The sequence below is a fragment of the Rathayibacter sp. AY1A4 genome, from assembly GCF_002930955.1.
In the GTDB taxonomy this organism is placed as follows: Bacteria; Actinomycetota; Actinomycetes; order Actinomycetales; family Microbacteriaceae; genus Rathayibacter.
Genome location: NZ_PSTN01000013.1, coordinates 29193 through 47879, shown reverse-complemented (window position 1 = coordinate 47879; position 18687 = coordinate 29193). Strand labels below are relative to the sequence as shown.

Here is an 18687-nt window from a genome sequence, read left to right as displayed (position 1 = left end):
CCGCTGCTGGGCTATCACATGAGCTACCCGACCTCGCTGCGGGCCGACCTCGAGTTCAACTACTGGTGGCTCGCGCACGCGATCGACGCGGCCGTCGACGCCTTCGAGCGCACGGGCGACGAGGCGCACCTGGAGCGGGCCCGGCGGATCCACCGCGCGATCCGCCTCCGCAACGGCGGGCGCCTGGTGAACGGCTACTTCGACGACATGATGTGGCTCGGCGGCGCGCTCGCCCGCCTCGGGGAGGCCTCGGGCGACCCGCGCTTCCTCGACCTGGCCGACCGCCTGTGGCGCTTCGCCGTCGCGAAGGGCTGGAACCTCCGCCACGGGGCGAGCCTCGCCTGGCGCCGCCGGCAGCTGGACTACAAGAACGCGCCCGCCAACGGCCCGTTCGCGATCCTCGGCGCGCGCCTGGAGCGGCTGCGGCCTGACGGCCGGGAGGAGCTCTCGCGCGCCGCCCTCGACTGGATGCACGTGCGCCTCCGCGACGACGACACCGGCTTCGTCGCCGACGGCATCGGCCGCGAGGGCGACTCTGCCCGCGACGACTGGGCCTTCAGCTACAACCACGCCGTCTACATCGGGGCGGCGCTCGCCCTGCACCGCCTGCGGCCCGACCCCCGCCTGGTCGCTCACGCCTCCCGCACGGCCGAGGACCTGCTCGACCGGCTCGCCCCCGACGGCGTCTTCGTCGACCAGGGCTCGGGGGACGGCGCCCTGTTCGGGGGCATCGCCTACCGGCACCTCGTCGACCTCGCCACGACGAGCGGAGTCGCGCCCGCGGTGGCGGCTCGCGTCCGCGGCTTCGTCGCCGGCAGCGTCGCCGCGCTGCAGGGCTCGAGCGTCCGCCGCGGCGTGCTGCTGGCCGGGCCCCGCTGGGACGCGCCTCCGTCGCTGCCCGCCACGCTCTCGGCCGAGATCGGCGCCGTGCTCGCCCTGGAGGCGTCAGCGCGACTGGACCGGTCGCCGGTGCCGTCAGACTGACGGGGTGAAGGCACCCGAGAAGCGCACCGTCGCCGTCGTGATCAACCCGAGCAAGTTCGACGACGTCGGCGCCGCGGAGGACCTGGTCGCGACGATCGCGCGCCGCCACGGCTGGAACGAGCCGCTCTGGTTCGAGACCAGCCCGGGCGACTCCGGTGCCGCCGCGGCCCGCGCCGCACTCGAGGCGGGCCCGGACCTGGTCTGCTCGATGGGAGGCGACGGCACCGTCCGCGCCGTCGCCACGGTGCTGCGGGGGACCGGCGTCCCCTACGGCCTGCTGCCCAGCGGCACGGGCAACCTCCTCGCGCGGAACCTCGGGATCCCGCTCGGCTCGCTGCCCGAGGCGGTCGAGATCGCCCTGCTCGGGCAGGACCGCGCGATCGACGTGGGCACGGCCGCGTTCGACGACGGCGAGGAGCGGGTGTTCATGGTGATGGGCGGGGTGGGCCTGGACGCCGAGATCATGGACAAGACGGACGAGGAGCTGAAGAAGCGGGTGGGCTGGGGCGCCTACTTCGCGGCGGGGGCGCCGGCGATGTTCAAGGCCGGATTCGAGGTGACCCTCACGATCGACGGCGCTGAGGAGCCTCCGCAGCGCTGCTTCATGGTGCTGGCCTGCAACTGCAGCTCCGTGGTGGCGAACATCGAGCTGGCCGCGGGCGCGGTGCTCGACGACGGCGACCTGGAGCTGGTGCTGCTGCGTCGGCGCTTCGGCCTCGCGCTGGATGTCGCGACCGGCAACCGCAACGGGCTCGCCTCCCTCCGGCAGTGGCCCGGCCGCGAGTTCTCGTTCGAGCTCGACCAGCCGGTGCTCGCCGAGCTGGACGGGGATCCGGTCGGCCGCACCCGCTCCGGGCGCTTCGGCGTGGATCCGGGCGCCCTGCTCGTGCGCCTGCCGGTGCCGACGCCCCGGAGCCCGGGACTGACTCCGCACGACTCGGTGATCGTCGACACGTCCGCCATCGCGACGCTGCTCCCGGAGCCGCCCTCCTCCTGATGCTTGCGCGCTCTTCTTTACGGTTGTAAGTTATCTGACGGACGTAAAGAAGGCGCTCCTCGCGCCGGGAAGAAGGACCCCGTGACCGATCCGCGGCTCACCCGCTCGCGCGAGCTCCTGCTCACCGCGATCACGACGGCCCTCGACCGCCCGGGCGACGACCAGCCCTCCATCACGGAGCTCTGCGGCGCCGCGGGCGTCAGCCGCCCCACGTTCTACCAGCACTTCGGCGATCTGCCGTCCCTGATCGAGGCCGCCGCGGTGGAGCGGATGCACGCGCTGTTCGGCGACGTCGCTCCCGGCACCGCCCCCGCCGACTGGGAGGGCGCGGTCCCCCGCATCGTCCGCGGGCTCCTCGAGGGCCTGCTCGTGCACGCCGACTTCTACCGCCGCGTGCTGAGCGGAGGCACGGCCCGCGCCGTGCAGGAGTCGGTCGTCGCGTTCCTCGCGCAGCGGCTCCTCGCCTTCTCGCCCCTCGCCGAGCGCGGATCGGGCGGCGGCGACCACGCCCGCGTCGAGCGCTTCGCCGTCCTCCTCGCCGCCGGTACCACCTGGCTGGTCGTCGGCTGGCTCCTCGACGGCGACGCCCGCCGTCCCGCGGCCTCGGCCTCCGCCGACATCGCCGAGCTCCTCGTCACCGGGGTCGCCTCGCCGCGGCTCGCCGCCCTGCACTCCACGAAGTAGAAGGACCATGACCACCTCCCCGCTCCGCCGCGCCCTGCGCGCCGTGAACCCGCGCCTCGTCGTCGTCTTCGCCGCGATCGCGCTCATCCCGCTGATCTACGCGGGACTGCTGACCTCGGCCAACCTCGATCCCACGCACCACCTCGACACGGTGCCCGCCGCGATCGTCAACGAGGACACCGGCGCGACCGCCTCGGACGGCTCCGCGCTCGCCCTCGGCGACGACCTGACCGAGCAGCTCACCACCGACACGTCCGGCTCGGACTTCGCCTGGACGGCGACCGGTGCCGACGAGGCGTCCCGCGAGCTCGCCTCCGGCGACGTCCTCGCCGTGCTGACGGTGCCGGCCGGCTTCTCGGCCGACGTCGCCTCTGTCGGCGGCGACGACCCCGCCGCGGCCGTGCAGGCGAAGCTGTCGATCGAGACGAACGACGCGGCCAACCTGATCGTCGGCAACATCGCCTCCACCATCGGCACCACCGTGACGAAGACGCTGGAGGAGAAGGTCGGCGCGACCTACCTCGAGAACGTCTACCTCGGCTTCACCGATGTGCACTCGAGCCTCGAGCAGGCGGCCGACGGCGCCGCTCAGCTGGCGGACGGCGCCGGGACCGCCGCGTCCGGCTCCTCCGAGCTGGTCGTCGGGCTCGCGCAGCTGCAGGACGGCACCGCGCAGCTGGCGACCGGCGCCGACTCCCTCCGCTCGGGCGCGGGGAGCGCGGCCTCCGGAGCGTCCGACCTCTCGTCGGGACTCCAGCGGATCGCGAGCGGGACCGGGCAGCTGCCCGACCAGGCGGCGGCGCTCGACACGGGAGCCCGCACGGTCGCCGACGGCGCCCAGCAGCTCGACGGCGGAGCGGCGTCGCTCGCCTCGGGCGCCACCGACCTCGCCGCGGGGACGTCGACCCTGAAGGACGGCGCGGCCTCGGCGGCGTCCGGCGCCGAGGCGCTGGCCACCGGGTCCGCCTCCCTCTCCGACGGAGCGGGGAAGGCCCTCGCAGGAGCCCAGCAGCTCGCGACCGGCGCGGGAGCGCTCGCGACCGCCACTCCGCAACTCGCCACCGGAGCGACCGGAGTCGACTCCGGCCTCGCCTCCCTGCTCTCGCGGTACGACTCGCTGTCCGACGCCCAGCGCGTGGCCGAGCTGACCGCCCTCGAGCAGGGTGCGGCCGCTCTCGCGGGCGGAGCCGCCTCGGCGGACGCGGGCGCGCAGACGCTCGCCTCCGGCGCGACCGCGCTCGTCGGCGACGACGGCAGCGGACTGACGGCGCTCGCCGCCGGTGCCGCCACGGTCTCGGGCGGAGCCTCCGACCTCGCGACCGGCACCGCCGCTCTGTCCACCGGGGCGACCTCCGCCGCCGACGGCGCCCAGAAGCTGCAGACCGGTGCGCAGGCCCTCGCCCAGGGAGCTGCGACCCTCGACGGCGGAGCCGCGCAGGTCGCCGGCGGAGTGGACACCCTCTCCGGCGCGGTCGGCCCGCTCACCAGCGGAATCGCCTCCGCGGCCGCCGGCGCCTCCGACCTCGCCTCCGGGACGGCCGCCCTCGCGACGGGCGCCTCGGACCTCGCGGACGGCGCCGAGACCGCCGCGACCGGCTCGGCCGACGCGGCCACCGGTTCGCAGGACCTCGCCGACGGGATCGACTCGCTCGCCTCCGGATCGCGCACCCTCGACACGAAGCTCTCGGACGGCGCGGACGACGTGCCCACCTACACCGGCGAGCAGGCGCAGGAGCTCAGCACCGTCGCGGCCGCCCCGGTCGGGATCGACGCCGAGCGGATGAACCGCGTGCCGTCCTACGGCTACGGCCTCGCCCCCTACTTCATGGCGCTCGCGCTCTGGGTCGGCGCGCTCGCCTTCTACCTGATGAGCGCCCCGCTCAGCTCCCGCCTCCTCGCCGCGCGCCGTCCCGCCTGGGTCATCGCGCTGCGCAGCTACCTGCCCGGCGCGCTGATGGCGGTCGCCCAGGGCGTCCTGGCCGCGCTCGTCATCCGCTTCGGAGTGGGCGTCGAGGCGTCGAACCTGCCCGGGCTGATCGGGATCGCCGTGCTCACGAGCCTCACCTTCGTGGCGATCAACCAGGCGCTGATCGCGCTGCTGGACGCCCCGGGCCGGTTCCTGGCGCTGCTGATGATCGTGCTGCAGCTGTCCTCGGCCGGAGGCACCTACCCGGTCGAGACCGCGCCCGCCTTCTTCCAGGCGATCCACGGCGTGCTGCCGCTGACCTGGACGGTGGAGGCGTTCCGCTCGCTGATCGCCGGCGGCAGCATCGGAGTCGCGCACGCGGTCCTGGTGCTCGTGCTCTGGCTGGTCGGGGCGCTCGCCGTGACCGTGCTGGCCGCCGCCCGCCGCCGCCGCGGCCTCGTGCCCGTCCTCCGCGACCCGGAGCCCCTCCTCGAGTCGGCCTGATCCGGGCTGTGCGGGCCCGGTCCGTCCGCGCCTGCTGCCCCATCTCGCGGCCCGTCCTGCCCATGAGGCACTCGCTCCCACCCGCAAGGCAGAGGACGCGGACCGGGAAACGCGTGCCAGCGTTTCCCGGCAGTCCGACGCACCCCGCTCTGCGGAACGCACCATCTCGCGAAGCCGACCGCGCGCGGGGATGCGGCCCGCCGCATCCCCGCCAGACGACACAGCCCGCGGCCGTTCGGCCCACGGCGAACGCGTGGGCGGCGCTCAGAGTGCGGGAGGTAGCCTGGCAGGCACAATCTCCTCGTCAGAAAGGCGCCGGGTGTCGCACCCGCAACAAGCATGAACGTGAAGCGCATCTTCCGGGGTCCCATCCTCTACGTCGTCCTGGCGATCGTCGCGGTGTGGATCGGCTCCTCGCTGATCACCATGTCCGGCTTCCGGCCGGTCACGACGCAGGAGGGTCTCGACCTCCTGAAGGACGGCAAGGTCGACTCGGCGAAGATCGTGGACGGCGAGCAGCGCGTCGACCTCACGCTCAAGCAGGCCGACGGAGACAACGGCACCCAGGTGCAGTTCTACTACGTGGCCCCTCGCGGCGCGGAGGTCGTCGACGCGGTGTCCGCGGCCGATCTCGGCAGCACCGGCTACAACGACGAGGTCCCGCAGACCAACTGGTTCCTCTCGGCTCTCGGCTTCCTGCTCCCCATCCTGCTGATCGGCGCGTTCTTCTGGCTGATGCTCTCGGGCATGCAGGGCGGCGGCAACCGCGTCATGCAGTTCGGCAAGTCGAAGGCGAAGCTCGTCTCGAAGGAGTCGCCCAAGGTCACGTTCGGCGATGTCGCCGGCGCCGACGAGGCGATCGAGGAGCTGCACGAGATCAAGGAGTTCCTCAAGGAGCCCGCGAAGTTCCAGGCCGTCGGCGCCCGCATCCCGAAGGGCGTCCTGCTCTACGGCCCTCCCGGCACCGGCAAGACCCTGCTGGCTCGCGCGGTCGCGGGCGAGGCGGGCGTCCCCTTCTACTCCATCTCCGGATCGGACTTCGTCGAGATGTTCGTCGGCGTCGGCGCGAGCCGTGTCCGCGACCTGTTCCAGCAGGCCAAGGAGAATTCGCCGGCCATCATCTTCGTCGACGAGATCGATGCCGTCGGCCGCCACCGCGGCGCCGGCATGGGCGGCGGTCACGACGAGCGCGAGCAGACCCTCAACCAGCTGCTGGTCGAGATGGACGGCTTCGACGTCAAGACGAACGTCATCCTGATCGCGGCGACGAACCGCCCCGACATCCTCGACCCCGCACTGCTGCGTCCGGGCCGCTTCGACCGCCAGATCGGCGTCGACGCCCCCGACCTGCTCGGCCGCAAGCGGATCCTCGAGGTCCACGGCCGCGGCAAGCCGCTCGCCGGGGGAGTCGACCTCGAGGTCGTCGCCCGCAAGACCCCGGGCTTCACCGGCGCCGACCTGGCCAACGTCCTCAACGAGGCCGCGCTGCTCACAGCCCGCTCCAACGCGCAGCTGATCGACAACCGTGCGCTCGACGAGGCGATCGACCGCGTCATCGCGGGGCCGCAGCGCCGCACGCGGGTCATGCGCGACAAGGAGAAGCTGATCACCGCCTACCACGAGGGCGGACACGCTCTGGCGGCGGCGGCGATGCGCCACACCGACCCCGTGACCAAGGTCACGATCCTTCCGCGCGGTCGCGCCCTCGGCTACACGATGGTGCTCCCGCTGGAGGACAAGTACTCCACGACCCGCAACGAGCTCCTCGACCAGCTCACGTACGCGATGGGCGGTCGCGTCGCGGAGGAGATCGTCTTCCACGACCCCACCACCGGAGCGTCGAACGACATCGAGAAGGCGACCTCCATCGCCCGCAAGATGGTCACCGACTACGGCATGTCCGCGAACGTCGGAGCGGTCAAGCTCGGCCAGTCGTCGGGCGAGATGTTCCTCGGCCGCGACATGGGCCACCAGCGCGACTACTCCGAGCAGATCGCCGAGACGGTCGACGCCGAGACGCGCCAGCTCATCGAGCAGGCGCACGACGAGGCGTGGCAGGTCATCAACGACAACCGCGACATCCTCGACCGCCTCGCGATGGAGCTGCTCGAGAAGGAGACGCTCGACCACGACCAGCTGGCCGAGATCTTCAAGGACGTCCGCCGCATCGACGAGCGCCCGCAGTGGCTCTCGAGCGACAAGCGCCCCCTGTCCGACCTGCCGCCCATCGCGGTCCCGGTCGCCAAGGCGCCGATCGACTCGGGTGCGACCGACGGGGGAGTCTCCTCCGCCGGTGCGGACGAGGTCGCGCCGAAGCGTCCGCCGCTGATCAACCCGCGCCCCGCGACGGCGTAGCGCGCGCGTGCCCGTCGACAAGGCGCGCATCGAGGCGGCCGTCGCCGAGATCCTCGCGGCCATCGGGGACGATCCGGGCCGCGAGGGACTCCTCGACACGCCGCGGCGGTTCGCCGAGGCGTACGAGGAGTTCTTCGGCGGTTTCGACGACGACGCCGCGGCCCAGCTGACCGAGACGTTCGCGGTTGTCGAGGGCGGCCAGGAGGCGCCGCTCGACCAGACGGTGATCGTGCGCGACCTCGCATTCCGCTCCGTCTGCGAGCATCACCTCCTGCCGTTCCTCGGCGTCGCGCACATCGCCTACCGGCCGCGCGATCGGGTCGTCGGCCTCGGCCGGCTGCCGCGCGTGGTCGAGACGGTCGCGTCGCGACCGCAGATCCAGGAGCGGATGACCGAGCAGATCGCCGACGCGCTCGAGCAGGGCCTCGCTCCCGAGGGAGTGCTCGTCGTGGTCGACGCCGAGCACGGCTGCGTGCGGATGCGCGGGCCGCGCCAGACCGCGAGCTCGACCGTGACGGTCGCCGCCCGCGGCTCCCTCGCCGACCCGGCCGCCCGCGCCGAGATCATCGCGCTGATCGGCGCCGCGCGGGGGGAGTGACGTGGCCACCACCGTCGCCGACCTCACGCCGACCGGCCGCGCCGCGCTCCTCGGGATCCTCAACGTCACTCCGGACTCGTTCAGCGACGGCGGACGCTGGCTGTCCGTCGACGACGCCGTCCGCCACGGCCTCGACCTGACCCGGCCCGCCGGGGACGGACCCGCCGCGTTCGGCGCGGACCTGGTCGACGTCGGCGGCGAGAGCACCCGCCCCGGTGCGGCGCGCGTCGACTCCGCCGCCGAGCAGGGCCGCGTGCTGCCCGTCGTCCGCGCCCTCGCCGCGGAGGGGGTGCGCGTCAGCATCGACACGATGAGCGCCGCCACAGCGGAGGCCGCTCTGGACGCGGGCGCCGTCGTCGTCAACGACGTCTCCGGCGGCCTCGCCGATCCGCGGATGCTCCCGCTCGTCGCCGAGCGCGGCGCCGTCTACATCGCGATGCACTGGCGCGGGCACAGCGCGGGCATGACCGCTCTCGCGTCCTACGGCGACGTGGTGGCGGACGTCCGCGGCGAGCTCGAGCGCCGCGTCGACGCCGCCCGTGAGGCCGGGATCCGGGACGACCGCCTCCTGCTCGACCCCGGCCTCGGCTTCGCGAAGGTCGGCGCGCACGACTGGGCGCTGCTGGCCGGGCTCGACGCGATCGTCTCGCTGGGCTTCCCGGTCCTGGTCGGCCACTCGCGCAAGCGGTTCCTCGCTCCGTTCGCCCCCGCCGGCGCCCCGGCCGCCGAGCGCGACGAGGTCTCCGCCATGCTGAGCCTCGTCGCCGCCGGGCACGGCGCCTGGGGCGTCCGGGTCCACGACGTCCGCTCGTCCGCCCGCGCCCTGGCCCTCGCCGCCCGACTCCAGGAGGAGACCCCGTGACCGCGATCGACCCCGCCGCCCTCGCCGTGCGCGACTCCATCACCCTCACCGGGCTGCGCGTGCGCGCGCACCACGGCGTCTTCGACTTCGAGCGCGAGAACGGCCAGGACTTCGTGATCGACGCGACGGTGTGGCTCGACACCGCGCCGGCGGCCGAGGGCGACGCGCTGGCCGAGACGGTGCACTACGGCGAGCTCGCGATCGCCCTGGCCGACGCGGTGACCCGCGACCCGGTCGACCTCATCGAGACCCTGGCCGAGCGCCTCGCCCGGGTGGCCCTGGGCTTCGCCGCCGCCGACGTCGTCCGCATCACCGTCCACAAGCCGGACGCGCCGATCCCGCTGCCCTTCGAGGACGTCGCCGTGCAGATCACGAGGACCCGCTCGTGAGGCCGCGGCAGGAGCGCGTCCGCCCGGTGCGCCACGTCGTGCTCGCGCTCGGCAGCAACCTCGGCGACCGCCTCGCGCACCTCGAGGAGGCGCTGCGGGCCCTCGCCACGACGCCGGGCCTGCGCATCGAAGCGGTGTCCAAGGTCGTCGAGTCGCCCGCGTGGAAGCCCGAGGGCGTCGACGAGGACGCGCCCGGGTACCTCAACGCGGTCGTGACCGGCTCGACCGTCCTCGAGCCCGACGACCTGCTCGCGGCGACGGCGGCGATCGAATCGGCCGGCGGCCGGATCCGCGGCGAGGGCGAGGAGCGCTGGGGCGACCGGACCCTCGACATCGACGTGATCGCGGTCGGCGGCGTGCTCCGCGACGACCCGCACCTGACCCTCCCGCACCCGCGGGCGGCCGAGCGGGCCTTCGTGCTCGAGCCCTGGCTCGACGCCGAGCCGGCGGCGGTCCTTCCCGGAGCCGGACCCGTGGCCGAGCTGCGCGCACGGGCGACCGACCGCGTGACCGACCACCCGGCCGGGCTGACCTGGCCGGGGCGCGACTCCGCCCGCGGCAGCACCGCCGACCCCGAGAGCAGGACCCCGTGAGGCGCACCCGCATCAGCACCCTGCTCGGACTCGGCCTCGCCGGGGCCGTCGCGGGGTTCCTCCTCGACCTCGCGATCGCCGCCGCCGGCCGCCCCGTGCTCATCCCGCCGCTGACGGTTCCGCTGACCCTGATGGTGGTCGCCGCCCTCGTGCTCGGCTTCGCCGTCCCGATCCACCGCGCCACGAAGGGCACGCTGCGCCGGCCCATCGATCCGTTCCGGGCGATGCGCGTCGTGGTGCTGGCGAAGGCGTCCAGCCACGTCGGTGCTCTGCTGCTCGGAGCCTCCGGCGGCATCCTGGTGTACCTGCTGAGCCGTGCGATCCCTTCGCTAGGCTCCGTGTGGCAGGACGTCGCGACCATCGTGGGTGCGCTCGTCCTGCTGGTGGCCGGCCTGGTCGCCGAGCACCTGTGCACCATCCCGCCGAGCGACGACGACGACACCGCCGTCGGCGAGGTGAACCACGCCTGACGCCGACGCCCGGACCGCCGCGGGCAGTGAGGACGACGCCATGCCCGCCGAGCCCGAGGGCGCGTCGCCGACGACCCGCCGCGACGCGAGGGGACGCCGGCGGGACCGTCTCGACATCACGGGGGAGTGGCGCCGCGTCTCGCCCCGGTACGTCGCGGTCGAGATCGTGTCGGCCGTCGTGTCGAGCGTGCTGCTGCTCGCCGTGCCCGTGGTGCTGATGCTGATCGGCCTGCCGTGGGGCTGGATCCCGCTGGCCGCCGCGGCCGCCCTCGCGGTGACCCTCCTGATCGTGGCCCCGCGCCGTGCGCGCGCCTACGGCTACCTCCTGCGCCAGGACGACCTGCTCTTCCGCCGCGGCATCATGTTCCAGCGCTTCGTGTCGGTGCCGTACGGGCGGATGCAGCTCATCGACGTCAACCGCGGGCCGCTCGCCCGGGCGCTCGGCCTCGCCGACCTCCGCTTCGTCACCGCCGCCGCGGCGACCGGCGTCAGCATCCCGGGCCTGGCCGAGCAGGACGCGGAGGAGCTCCGCGACCGCCTGGTCGAGCTCGCCGAGTCGCGCCGGGCCGGCCTGTGACCGAGCTCCGCGCCGTCGAGACGGACCTCGCCGACGGGGAGTGGCACCGCCTCCATCCCGCGACCCCGGTCCTCAAGGGCGGGATCGGCCTGCTGGTCGTCCTCGGCATCGTGATCACGAACCTCCGCGAGCGCCTGGTCGAGCTGTTCCTGCCCGGGCCGGAGGGCTTCGAGAGCGGCGATCCGGTCGATGAGCTGCTGCGCCGCGGCCTCGTCGGCTGGGCGCTGCTGGCGGTCGCGGTGGGCCTGGCGGTCGCCGTCTTCGCGTTCTGGCTGTCCTGGCGCATGCACACCTTCCGCATCACCGACGAGGTCGTCGAGGTGCGCTCCGGCGTGCTCTTCCGGACCAACCGGCGGGCGCGGCTGGACCGCATCCAGGGCATCGCGGTGCAGCGTCCGCTGTTCGCCCGGCTGTTCGGGGCCGCGAAGCTCGAGGTGAGCGTGGCCGGGCAGGACGCGAACGTCCAGCTGTCGTACCTCGGCTCGCGGCTGGTGGACGCCCTGCGCCGCGACATCCTGCGGCTCGCCTCCGGGGTGCGCGAGCGGGAGGCGACGGTCGACGGTGCGGCTCCGGCGGGCGGGTTCCTGGCGCGCCGGCTGGAGGAGTTCGGTGAGCCTCAGGACGAGACGCCGCCCGAGTCGGTCGTCTCGATCCCGCCGGGCCGACTCCTCGGCTCGCTCGTCTTCAGCGGCTTCACGCTGTTCCTGGCCGCCTCGGTCGTCGCCGTGGTGTTCGTCGCCGTCTACGGCTCGCCCTACGTGCTCTTCGCGATCCTGCCGGGCCTGATCGGCTCGGGCAGCTACTACGTCCGCCAGTTCGTGCGCTCGCTCCGGTACTCGATCGCCGCGACGCCCGACGGCGTGCGGGTCGGCTACGGCGTGCTCTCGACCAGCAGCGACACGATCCCGCCCGGCCGGATCCACGCCGTCGAGATCACTCAGCCGCTGCTCTGGCGCCCCTTCGGCTGGTGGCAGGTGCGGATCGACCGCGCCGGCCACGCGGCCTCCCGCGGGGCGAACGGCGAGCCGAACACCACGATCCTGCCCGTCGGCGACCTCGCCGCGGTCGAGCGCGTCCTCGCCCTCCTGCTGCCCGGACCGGCTGAGGGAGCGGAGTCGACGCCCGTCGGAGACGCACTCCGGCACCGCGACGCGGCCGGCTTCACCCGGGCGCCGCGCTCGGCGGTGTGGCTCCGCCCCTTCTCGTTCCGGAGGACCGGGTACCGGCTGACGGACGAGGTCGCGATCCTGCGCAGCGGAGCGGTCTGGCGGCGGGTCGCCGTGGTGCCCCTGGCGCGGATGCAGAGCGTCGGGGTCCAGCAGGGACCGCTCCAGCGCCTGCTCGGGCTGGCCTCGGCGCGCGTGCACACGGTGGCCGGCCCCGTCACTCCGCTCGTGCCGGTGATGAGCGCAGCCGACGGACTCGCCTTCTTCGAGAGCCTCGCGACGGCCGGAGTGCGGGCCGCCGACCGCGACGCGAGCCACCAGTGGGGGCGGCGGGCGGCCGCACCCGCCCTGCCCGACTGGCCCGCTCCGGAGGGGGAACCGCATGCCTGAGACCCGCCGCGACGGACGCCTGGGCGTCGGCGTGATCGGTGCCGGACGCGTGGGCCCGGTGCTCGGTGCCGCGCTCGCCGGGGCCGGCCACGCCGTGATCGGGATCGCCACCACCAGCGAGAGCGGCCGCGAGCGCGCCGACGCGCTGCTCCCCGGAGTCCCCGTGCTCGCGATCCCCGAGCTCGTCGAGCGCAGCGAGCTGGTGATCGTCGCCGTCCCCGGGAGCGAGATCGCCGCCCTGGTCGCGGGGCTCGCCGCGACCGGAGCGTGGCAGCCCGGCCAGCTGGTGCTGCACACGGCGCCTGAGCACGGCTACGGGGTGCTCGCTCCGGCGCTCGCCTCCGGGGTCATCCCCCTGGCAGTCCACCCGGCGATGGCCTTCAGCGGCACCAGCCTCGACCTGGCGCGCCTCGCCGAGACCTACTTCGCCGTGTCGGCACCGGGCCCGGTGCTGCCGATCGCGCAGGCGCTGGTGGTCGAGATGGGCGGGGAGCCGGTGACCGTGGCGGAGTCCGACCGCGCCGCCTACGCGGAGGCCGTCTCGACCGCCACGACCTTCTCGACCGCGATCGTCGACCAGGCGGCGGGACTGCTGGCGGGCATCGGCGTCGAGAAGCCGGGCTTCTTCCTCTCCAGCCTCGTCCGCTCCTCCGTCGACGACGCCCTGCGCCGCGCGGCGGGCTGACGCGCGGCGCCGCTCGTGACGCCGCTCCCCGGGTGGGACGCCGCTCGGGAGGCGGTGCCTCGCGGAGGAGCACGGCGTCCCGGTGCCGAGGGCCCCGGCGGCCGCGGGACCGCCGGTAGCATCGTCGGGTGATCAGCACCGTCCACCGCATCGGCGACCTCCGCGAGCGGCTGCAGGAGGCGCGGCGGGCCGGTCGGCGCATCGCGCTCGTGCCGACGATGGGCGCCCTGCACGCCGGGCACCTCGCCCTCGTCGAGCGGGCGCGCGAGCTGGCCGACGTCGTCGTCGTGTCGGTGTTCGTGAATCCGCTGCAGTTCGGTCCGACCGAGGACCTGGACCGCTACCCGCGCGACCTCGAGGGCGACACCGCCCTGCTCGACGCGGCCGGGGCCGACCTCCTCTTCGCTCCGGGAGTCGCCGAGATGTACCCCGACGGGCCGTCCTCCACGAGGGTCGTCGCGGGCGAGGTCGGCGGCCTCTACGAGGGGCGCGCGCGGCCGGGCCACTTCGACGGGATGCTCACCGTCGTCGCCAAGCTCCTGAGCATCGCCCAGCCGGACGTCGCGGTCTTCGGGCAGAAGGACGCGCAGCAGCTGTTCCTCGTGAGCCGCATGGTCCGCGACCTCGACCTGCCCGTGGAGATCGAGGGCGTCGGCATCGTGCGGGAGGAGGACGGGCTCGCCCGCTCCAGCCGCAACCGCTACCTCGACGAGGAGCAGCGCCGCGCGGGCCTCGTGCTGCCGCGCCTCCTCGCGGCCGCCGCGGAAGCCGCGGACCGCGGTGCCGCCGCGGCGATCGAGGCCGCCGAGGCCGTCGCGCACGCCGAGCCGCTCGTTAAGCTGGACTACCTCGTCGTCGTGGATCCCGCGACGCTCCTCCCGGTCGACGCCGACCACCGCGGCCCGGCACTCGTGCTCGTCGCCGCGATCGTCGGCACCACCCGCCTCCTCGACAACGCCCCGATCCTGCTCGCCTGATCGCGGCCGTCCGCCCCGAACCGAAAGCACCGCGACCCCTCATGGCCGACACCCCCGACGTCCCCGAGACCACGACCCCCGCCGCCGAGCAGTCCGACTCCGAGCAGGCCGCCGCCGAGCGGGCCGCGCAGCAGGAGGCCTCCGAGCAGAAGGCCGTCCGCCTCGCCAAGCGCGAGCGCCTGCTCGAGCTCGCGGGCGACGACCTCGGCGCCGGCGCCTACCCCGTCGCGGTCGGAGTCACCGACACCATCGCGGCCGTCCGGGCGCGCCACGAGGGCATCGAGCCGGACGTGAAGACCGGCGAGCGCGTCGGCCTCGCGGGCCGCGTGGTGTTCCAGCGCAACACGGGCAAGCTCTGCTTCGCGACCCTGCAGGCCGGCGACGGCGAGCGGATCCAGGCCATGGTCTCGCTCGGCGACGTGGGCGAGGAGTCGCTCGCGGCGTGGAAGGAGCTCGTCGACCTGGGCGACCACCTCTTCGTCGAGGGCGAGGTCGTCTCGAGCAAGCGCGGCGAGCTGAGCGTGTGGGTGTCGGAGTGGACGATCGCCGCGAAGTCGATCCTGCCGCTGCCGAACCTGCACAACGAGCTCGGCGACGAGACCCGGATGCGCCAGCGCTACCTCGACCTGATCGTGCGCCCCCAGGCCCGCGAGACGGTCGTCACCCGCGCCCGCGTGAACGCCTCCCTCCGCGACACCTTCGCCTCGCACGAGTTCCTCGAGGTCGAGACCCCGATGCTGCAGGTGATGCACGGCGGCGCATCCGCCCGCCCCTTCGCCACGCACTCGAACGCGTTCGACACCGAGCTGTACCTGCGCATCGCGCCCGAGCTCTACCTCAAGCGGGCGGTCGTCGGCGGCATCGACCGGGTCTTCGAGATCAACCGCAACTTCCGCAACGAGGGCGCGGACTCCACGCACTCGCCCGAGTTCGCGATGCTCGAGGCCTACCAGGCGTACGGCGACTACAACTCGATCGCCGACCTGACCCAGGAGCTGATCCAGAACGCGGCCCAGGCCGTCGCGGGCTCGCACGTGGTCACCTGGGCCGACGGCACCGAGTTCGACCTCGGCGGCCGGTGGGACCGCATCTCGATGTACGAGAGCCTGTCGCTCGCGGCAGGCATCGCGATCACGCCGGAGACGGAGCTCGCCGAGCTCGAGACCCTCGCCGCGCGCGAGGGCGTCGAGGTGCACGTCCCCACGCACGGCAAGTACGTCGAGGAGCTGTGGGAGCACTTCGTGAAGGGCGGCCTGACGCGTCCGACCTTCGTGATGGACTTCCCCGTCGACACCTCGCCGCTCGTGCGCGCGCACCGCAGCATCCCGGGCGTCGTCGAGAAGTGGGACCTCTACGTCCGCGGCTTCGAGCTGGCCACCGGCTACTCCGAGCTGATCGACCCGGTCGTGCAGCGCGAGCGCTTCGTCGAGCAGGCCCGCCAGGCCGCCGCCGGCGACGACGAGGCGATGCGCCTGGACGAGGACTTCCTCCGCGCCCTCGAGCACGGCATGCCCCCCACCGGCGGCATGGGCATGGGCATCGACCGCCTCCTGATGGCGATCACCGGCCTCGGGATCCGCGAGACGATCCTCTTCCCGCTCGTCAAGTAGGGTCGCAGGAGCCGAGGGGGAGACATGGTCAGGGCATCGAGCATCGTCGCGGCCGTCGCGGCGGGCGTCCTCACGATCGCGCAGTTCGGAGTGGGGACCGCGGTCGCCGCGAGCGTCCTCACCTCCTCCGGCGACGTCGGCACCGCGCTGGCCGACCGGCGGGCGGCCGAGGCGTTCACGCCCGACCCCACGATCGCCGGCTTCGCGGAGCGGACCGCCATGTCCGACCGCGGCCGCGCCCTCTACTACGCGTCGAGCCCGTCGGTCGAGCCGACCGCCGGCTTCAACGACCTCTGCGGCTACGGCGCCTCCGACGACATCGTCCTCGGCTGCTACACCGGCACCAGCATCTACATCTCGGACGTCGCCAACCCCGACCTCGACGGGATCCGCGACGTGACGGCGGCCCACGAGATGCTGCACGCCGCGTGGGTGCGGCTCGACGCGGAGGAGCAGGCCGAGCTGGGCGACGAGCTCGAGGCCGCGTACGAGACCCTCCCGCAGGACGGCACGATCGCCGAGCGCCTCGAGCTGTACCGCACCGGCGGCCTCGGCGAGCGCGTCAACGAGCTGCACTCGATCCTGGGGACCGAGGTGGCCGACCTGCCGCCGGCGCTCGAGGCGCACTACGCCGAGTTCTTCGACGACCGCTCGGTCGTCGTGGGCCTGAACGCCCGCTACGAGGCGGTCTTCACCGATCTCGAGAACCGCATCGAGGACCTGGTCTCCCGGATCGAGACGATGTACGCCGACCTCACGGCGCGGGTCGACGCGAACAACGCCGAGTACGACGCGCTCAACGTCGAGATCGACGACTTCAACTCGCGCGCCGACAGCGGCGACTTCGGATCGACGGCCGAGTTCGAGACGGAGCGCGCCGATCTGCTCGCCCGCAGCCAGGCCGTCGACGCCACCCGGGCCGCCATCGACGCGGACATCGCCGTGTACGACGGCCTGCGCTCGGAGCTGGAGGGCCTCAACTCCGATGCCGCGGCGTTGAACAAGTCGGTCGAGAGCCAGTAGCGCCCAGCGCCCGCGAAGGCCGCTGGGCGCACGGGCCTCCGGGCTCACGGCTCCCGCGCCGGTGCCGCGGGTAGGATCGCCGCATGGACTGGGAGCTGTGGAACCAGGGGCTGTGGGCCCTCGTGCCGACGATCACGGTCGGAGCCATCTTCTGGTTCGTGATGCGCGCCCTCATCCGCTCGGACCGCAACGAGCGCCGCGCGTACGACCGCATCGAGGCCCGCGAGCGCGAGCGCCGCGGCCTGCCTCCCCGCGACGCCTCCTGACCACCGCCGCCTCGCGAGTGCCTCCCGCGCCCGCTGATCGGCTCCGCACGACGAACGAGGAGGCGCGGTGCCCGCACCCGACTGGGCCGTGATCCTCCCGATCGCGGCCGTCGTCGTCGAGCTCGTGGTCCGCGTGATCGCCGTGATCGTCGTGCCGCGGAACCGTCGTCCGACCACCGGCCTCGCCTGGCTGATGGCGATCTTCCTGATCCCGTACGTCGGCATCCTGCTGTTCCTCTTCATCGGGAGCTACCGGCTGCCGCGCAAGCGCCGCCGGAAGCAGCAGGAGATCAACCGGTTCATCCTGGAGTCGACCGACGGCATCGACCGCGTCGCCCGGGAGCACCCGTGGCCGCAGTGGCTGGAGTCGGTGGTCACCCTCAACCGCAACCTCGGCGCGATGCCGCTGGTCGGCGGGAACGATGCGCGCCTCCAGGGCGACTACGAGCAGACCATCCGCGCGATGGCCGCCGAGATCGACCGCGCCCGCCGGTACGTGCACTGCGAGTTCTACATCCTCGCCGCCGACTCGACCACCGCGCCCTTCTTCGACGCGCTCGACCGCGCGGTGGCGCGCGGGGTGCGGGTGCGGATCCTCCTCGACCACATCGCGTCGATCCGCGTGCCCGGCTACTACAGCGGCACCCACCGCCGGCTGCGCGCCCTCGAGCGGGCGGGCGCCTCGTGGTCGTACATGCTCCCCGTGCGGCCGTGGCGCGGGCAGTACCAGCGGCCGGACCTGCGCAACCACCGCAAGCTGCTGATCGTCGACGGCAACGCGGCCTTCATGGGCTCGCAGAACGTCGTCGACTCCAGCTACAACAAGCGCGGCAACATCCGCCGCGGCCTGCACTGGCACGACCTGATGGTGCGCCTCGAGGGGCCGGTGGTGCAGGGCATCAACGCCATCTTCATCACCGACTGGTACAGCGAGACCGACGAGCTGCTCCTGCGGGAGTCGGAGCCGATGGAGGCGCTGCAGCAGCGCGACACCATCGACTGCCAGGTGGTGCCGAGCGGCCCGGGGTTCGAGGGCGAGAACAACCTGCGCCTGTTCCTGACGCTGCTCTACTCGGCGCAGAAGTCGATCATCATCACCAGCCCGTACTTCGTGCCCGACGAGGCGATGCTCTACGCGATCACGACGGCGACCCGGCGGGGCGTGCACGTGGAGCTCTTCGTCTCCGAGATCGGCGACCAGGCCGTGGTCTACCACGCCCAGCGCTCGTACTACGAGACGCTGCTGACCGCGGGCGTGCGCATCTGGATGTACCGCAAGCCGACCATCCTGCACGCGAAGCACTTCACGATCGACGACGACGTCGCCGTGATCGGCTCGAGCAACATGGACATGCGCTCCTTCACGCTCAACCTCGAGGTCTCGCTGATGGTGCGCGGCTCGGAGTTCGTCGAGGACCTGCGCCAGGTGCAGCAGGACTACCGCGAGCACTCCCGCGAGCTGACCCTCCGCGAGTGGCGGCAGCAGCCGCTCCGCTCGACCCTGCTCGACAACCTGGCGCGGCTCACCTCGGCGCTGCAGTAGCGCGGCTCCCGTCCGCCCGCAGGCGGAGGATGCGCGGCCCCGGCTCGTCGCGCAAGGCCCTGTGCGGGCCGCCGCGCCCCGCGTAGCGTCGGAGCGTCCTCAGCACCA

General features: G+C 73.6%; 18 protein-coding genes. All 18 read left to right on the top strand.

Features of this window, described 5'->3' with window-relative positions; genetic code table 11:
* Positions 1 to 18: 18 nt before the first annotated feature.
* The 18 genes from C5B92_RS09530 (at position 19) to cls (ending at position 18579) form a co-directional block, all read left to right on the top strand.
* Positions 19 to 984 carry a glycoside hydrolase family 76 protein gene (locus C5B92_RS09530; RefSeq protein ID WP_181028784.1) on the top strand — a complete coding sequence of 322 codons (966 nt, stop codon included), beginning with the start codon at positions 19 to 21 and terminating at the stop codon, positions 982 to 984.
* Positions 985 to 988: 4 nt separating this feature from the next.
* A complete protein-coding gene (locus C5B92_RS09525) occupies positions 989 to 1981 on the top strand; it encodes a diacylglycerol kinase family protein (protein WP_104234307.1) in 993 nt (330 codons plus the stop codon).
* Between the two features lie 81 nt (positions 1982 to 2062).
* On the top strand, positions 2063 to 2665 hold the full coding sequence (locus tag C5B92_RS09520) for a TetR/AcrR family transcriptional regulator (protein WP_104350335.1): 603 nt from the start codon (positions 2063 to 2065) through the stop codon (positions 2663 to 2665).
* 7 nt (positions 2666 to 2672) lie between these two features.
* Positions 2673 to 5075: a YhgE/Pip domain-containing protein gene (locus C5B92_RS09515; RefSeq protein ID WP_104350334.1), complete on the top strand. Its 2403-nt coding sequence runs from the start codon at positions 2673 to 2675 to the stop codon at positions 5073 to 5075.
* A 339-nt stretch (positions 5076 to 5414) separates the two neighbouring features.
* Complete coding sequence (gene ftsH / locus C5B92_RS09510) at positions 5415 to 7430, top strand: ATP-dependent zinc metalloprotease FtsH (protein WP_104224104.1); 2016 nt, start codon at positions 5415 to 5417, stop codon at positions 7428 to 7430.
* A gap of 7 nt (positions 7431 to 7437) precedes the next feature.
* Entirely contained in the window at positions 7438 to 8028 is a 591-nt protein-coding gene (gene folE / locus C5B92_RS09505) for a GTP cyclohydrolase I FolE (RefSeq protein ID WP_104255532.1), read from the top strand.
* A 1-nt stretch (position 8029) separates the two neighbouring features.
* Positions 8030 to 8890: a dihydropteroate synthase gene (gene folP / locus C5B92_RS09500; RefSeq protein WP_104238405.1), complete on the top strand. Its 861-nt coding sequence runs from the start codon at positions 8030 to 8032 to the stop codon at positions 8888 to 8890.
* On the top strand, positions 8887 to 9279 hold the full coding sequence (gene folB, locus C5B92_RS09495; protein WP_104347803.1) for a dihydroneopterin aldolase: 393 nt from the start codon (positions 8887 to 8889) through the stop codon (positions 9277 to 9279). Before folP ends, folB begins: the two co-directional genes overlap by 4 nt.
* Positions 9276 to 9872, top strand: a complete 597-nt coding sequence (gene folK / locus C5B92_RS09490; RefSeq protein ID WP_104255533.1) for a 2-amino-4-hydroxy-6-hydroxymethyldihydropteridine diphosphokinase — start codon at positions 9276 to 9278, stop codon at positions 9870 to 9872. The genes folB and folK overlap by 4 nt, the downstream gene beginning before the upstream one ends.
* On the top strand, positions 9869 to 10342 hold the full coding sequence (locus C5B92_RS09485; protein WP_104255534.1) for a DUF3180 domain-containing protein: 474 nt from the start codon (positions 9869 to 9871) through the stop codon (positions 10340 to 10342). The genes folK and C5B92_RS09485 overlap by 4 nt, the downstream gene beginning before the upstream one ends.
* A 40-nt stretch (positions 10343 to 10382) precedes the next feature.
* Positions 10383 to 10919 (top strand): PH domain-containing protein, encoded by a 537-nt coding sequence (locus C5B92_RS09480; protein WP_104255535.1) that lies wholly within the window; start codon positions 10383 to 10385, stop codon positions 10917 to 10919.
* Positions 10916 to 12475, top strand: a complete 1560-nt coding sequence (locus C5B92_RS09475; RefSeq protein ID WP_104248064.1) for a PH domain-containing protein — start codon at positions 10916 to 10918, stop codon at positions 12473 to 12475. The genes C5B92_RS09480 and C5B92_RS09475 overlap by 4 nt, the downstream gene beginning before the upstream one ends.
* Entirely contained in the window at positions 12468 to 13160 is a 693-nt protein-coding gene (locus C5B92_RS09470) for a Rossmann-like and DUF2520 domain-containing protein (protein WP_104255536.1), read from the top strand. The genes C5B92_RS09475 and C5B92_RS09470 overlap by 8 nt, the downstream gene beginning before the upstream one ends.
* Before the next feature lie 128 nt (positions 13161 to 13288).
* On the top strand, positions 13289 to 14137 hold the full coding sequence (panC, locus tag C5B92_RS09465) for a pantoate--beta-alanine ligase (RefSeq protein ID WP_104255537.1): 849 nt from the start codon (positions 13289 to 13291) through the stop codon (positions 14135 to 14137).
* 41 nt (positions 14138 to 14178) lie between these two features.
* Positions 14179 to 15747 (top strand): lysine--tRNA ligase, encoded by a 1569-nt coding sequence (gene lysS, locus C5B92_RS09460; protein WP_104255538.1) that lies wholly within the window; start codon positions 14179 to 14181, stop codon positions 15745 to 15747.
* Between the two features lie 24 nt (positions 15748 to 15771).
* Positions 15772 to 16770: a hypothetical protein gene (locus tag C5B92_RS09455; protein ID WP_104255539.1), complete on the top strand. Its 999-nt coding sequence runs from the start codon at positions 15772 to 15774 to the stop codon at positions 16768 to 16770.
* An 83-nt stretch (positions 16771 to 16853) separates the two neighbouring features.
* Entirely contained in the window at positions 16854 to 17036 is a 183-nt protein-coding gene (locus C5B92_RS09450; protein WP_104224094.1) for a hypothetical protein, read from the top strand.
* 67 nt (positions 17037 to 17103) lie between these two features.
* Complete coding sequence (gene cls, locus C5B92_RS09445) at positions 17104 to 18579, top strand: cardiolipin synthase (RefSeq protein WP_104224093.1); 1476 nt, start codon at positions 17104 to 17106, stop codon at positions 18577 to 18579.
* Positions 18580 to 18687: the final 108 nt, after the last annotated feature.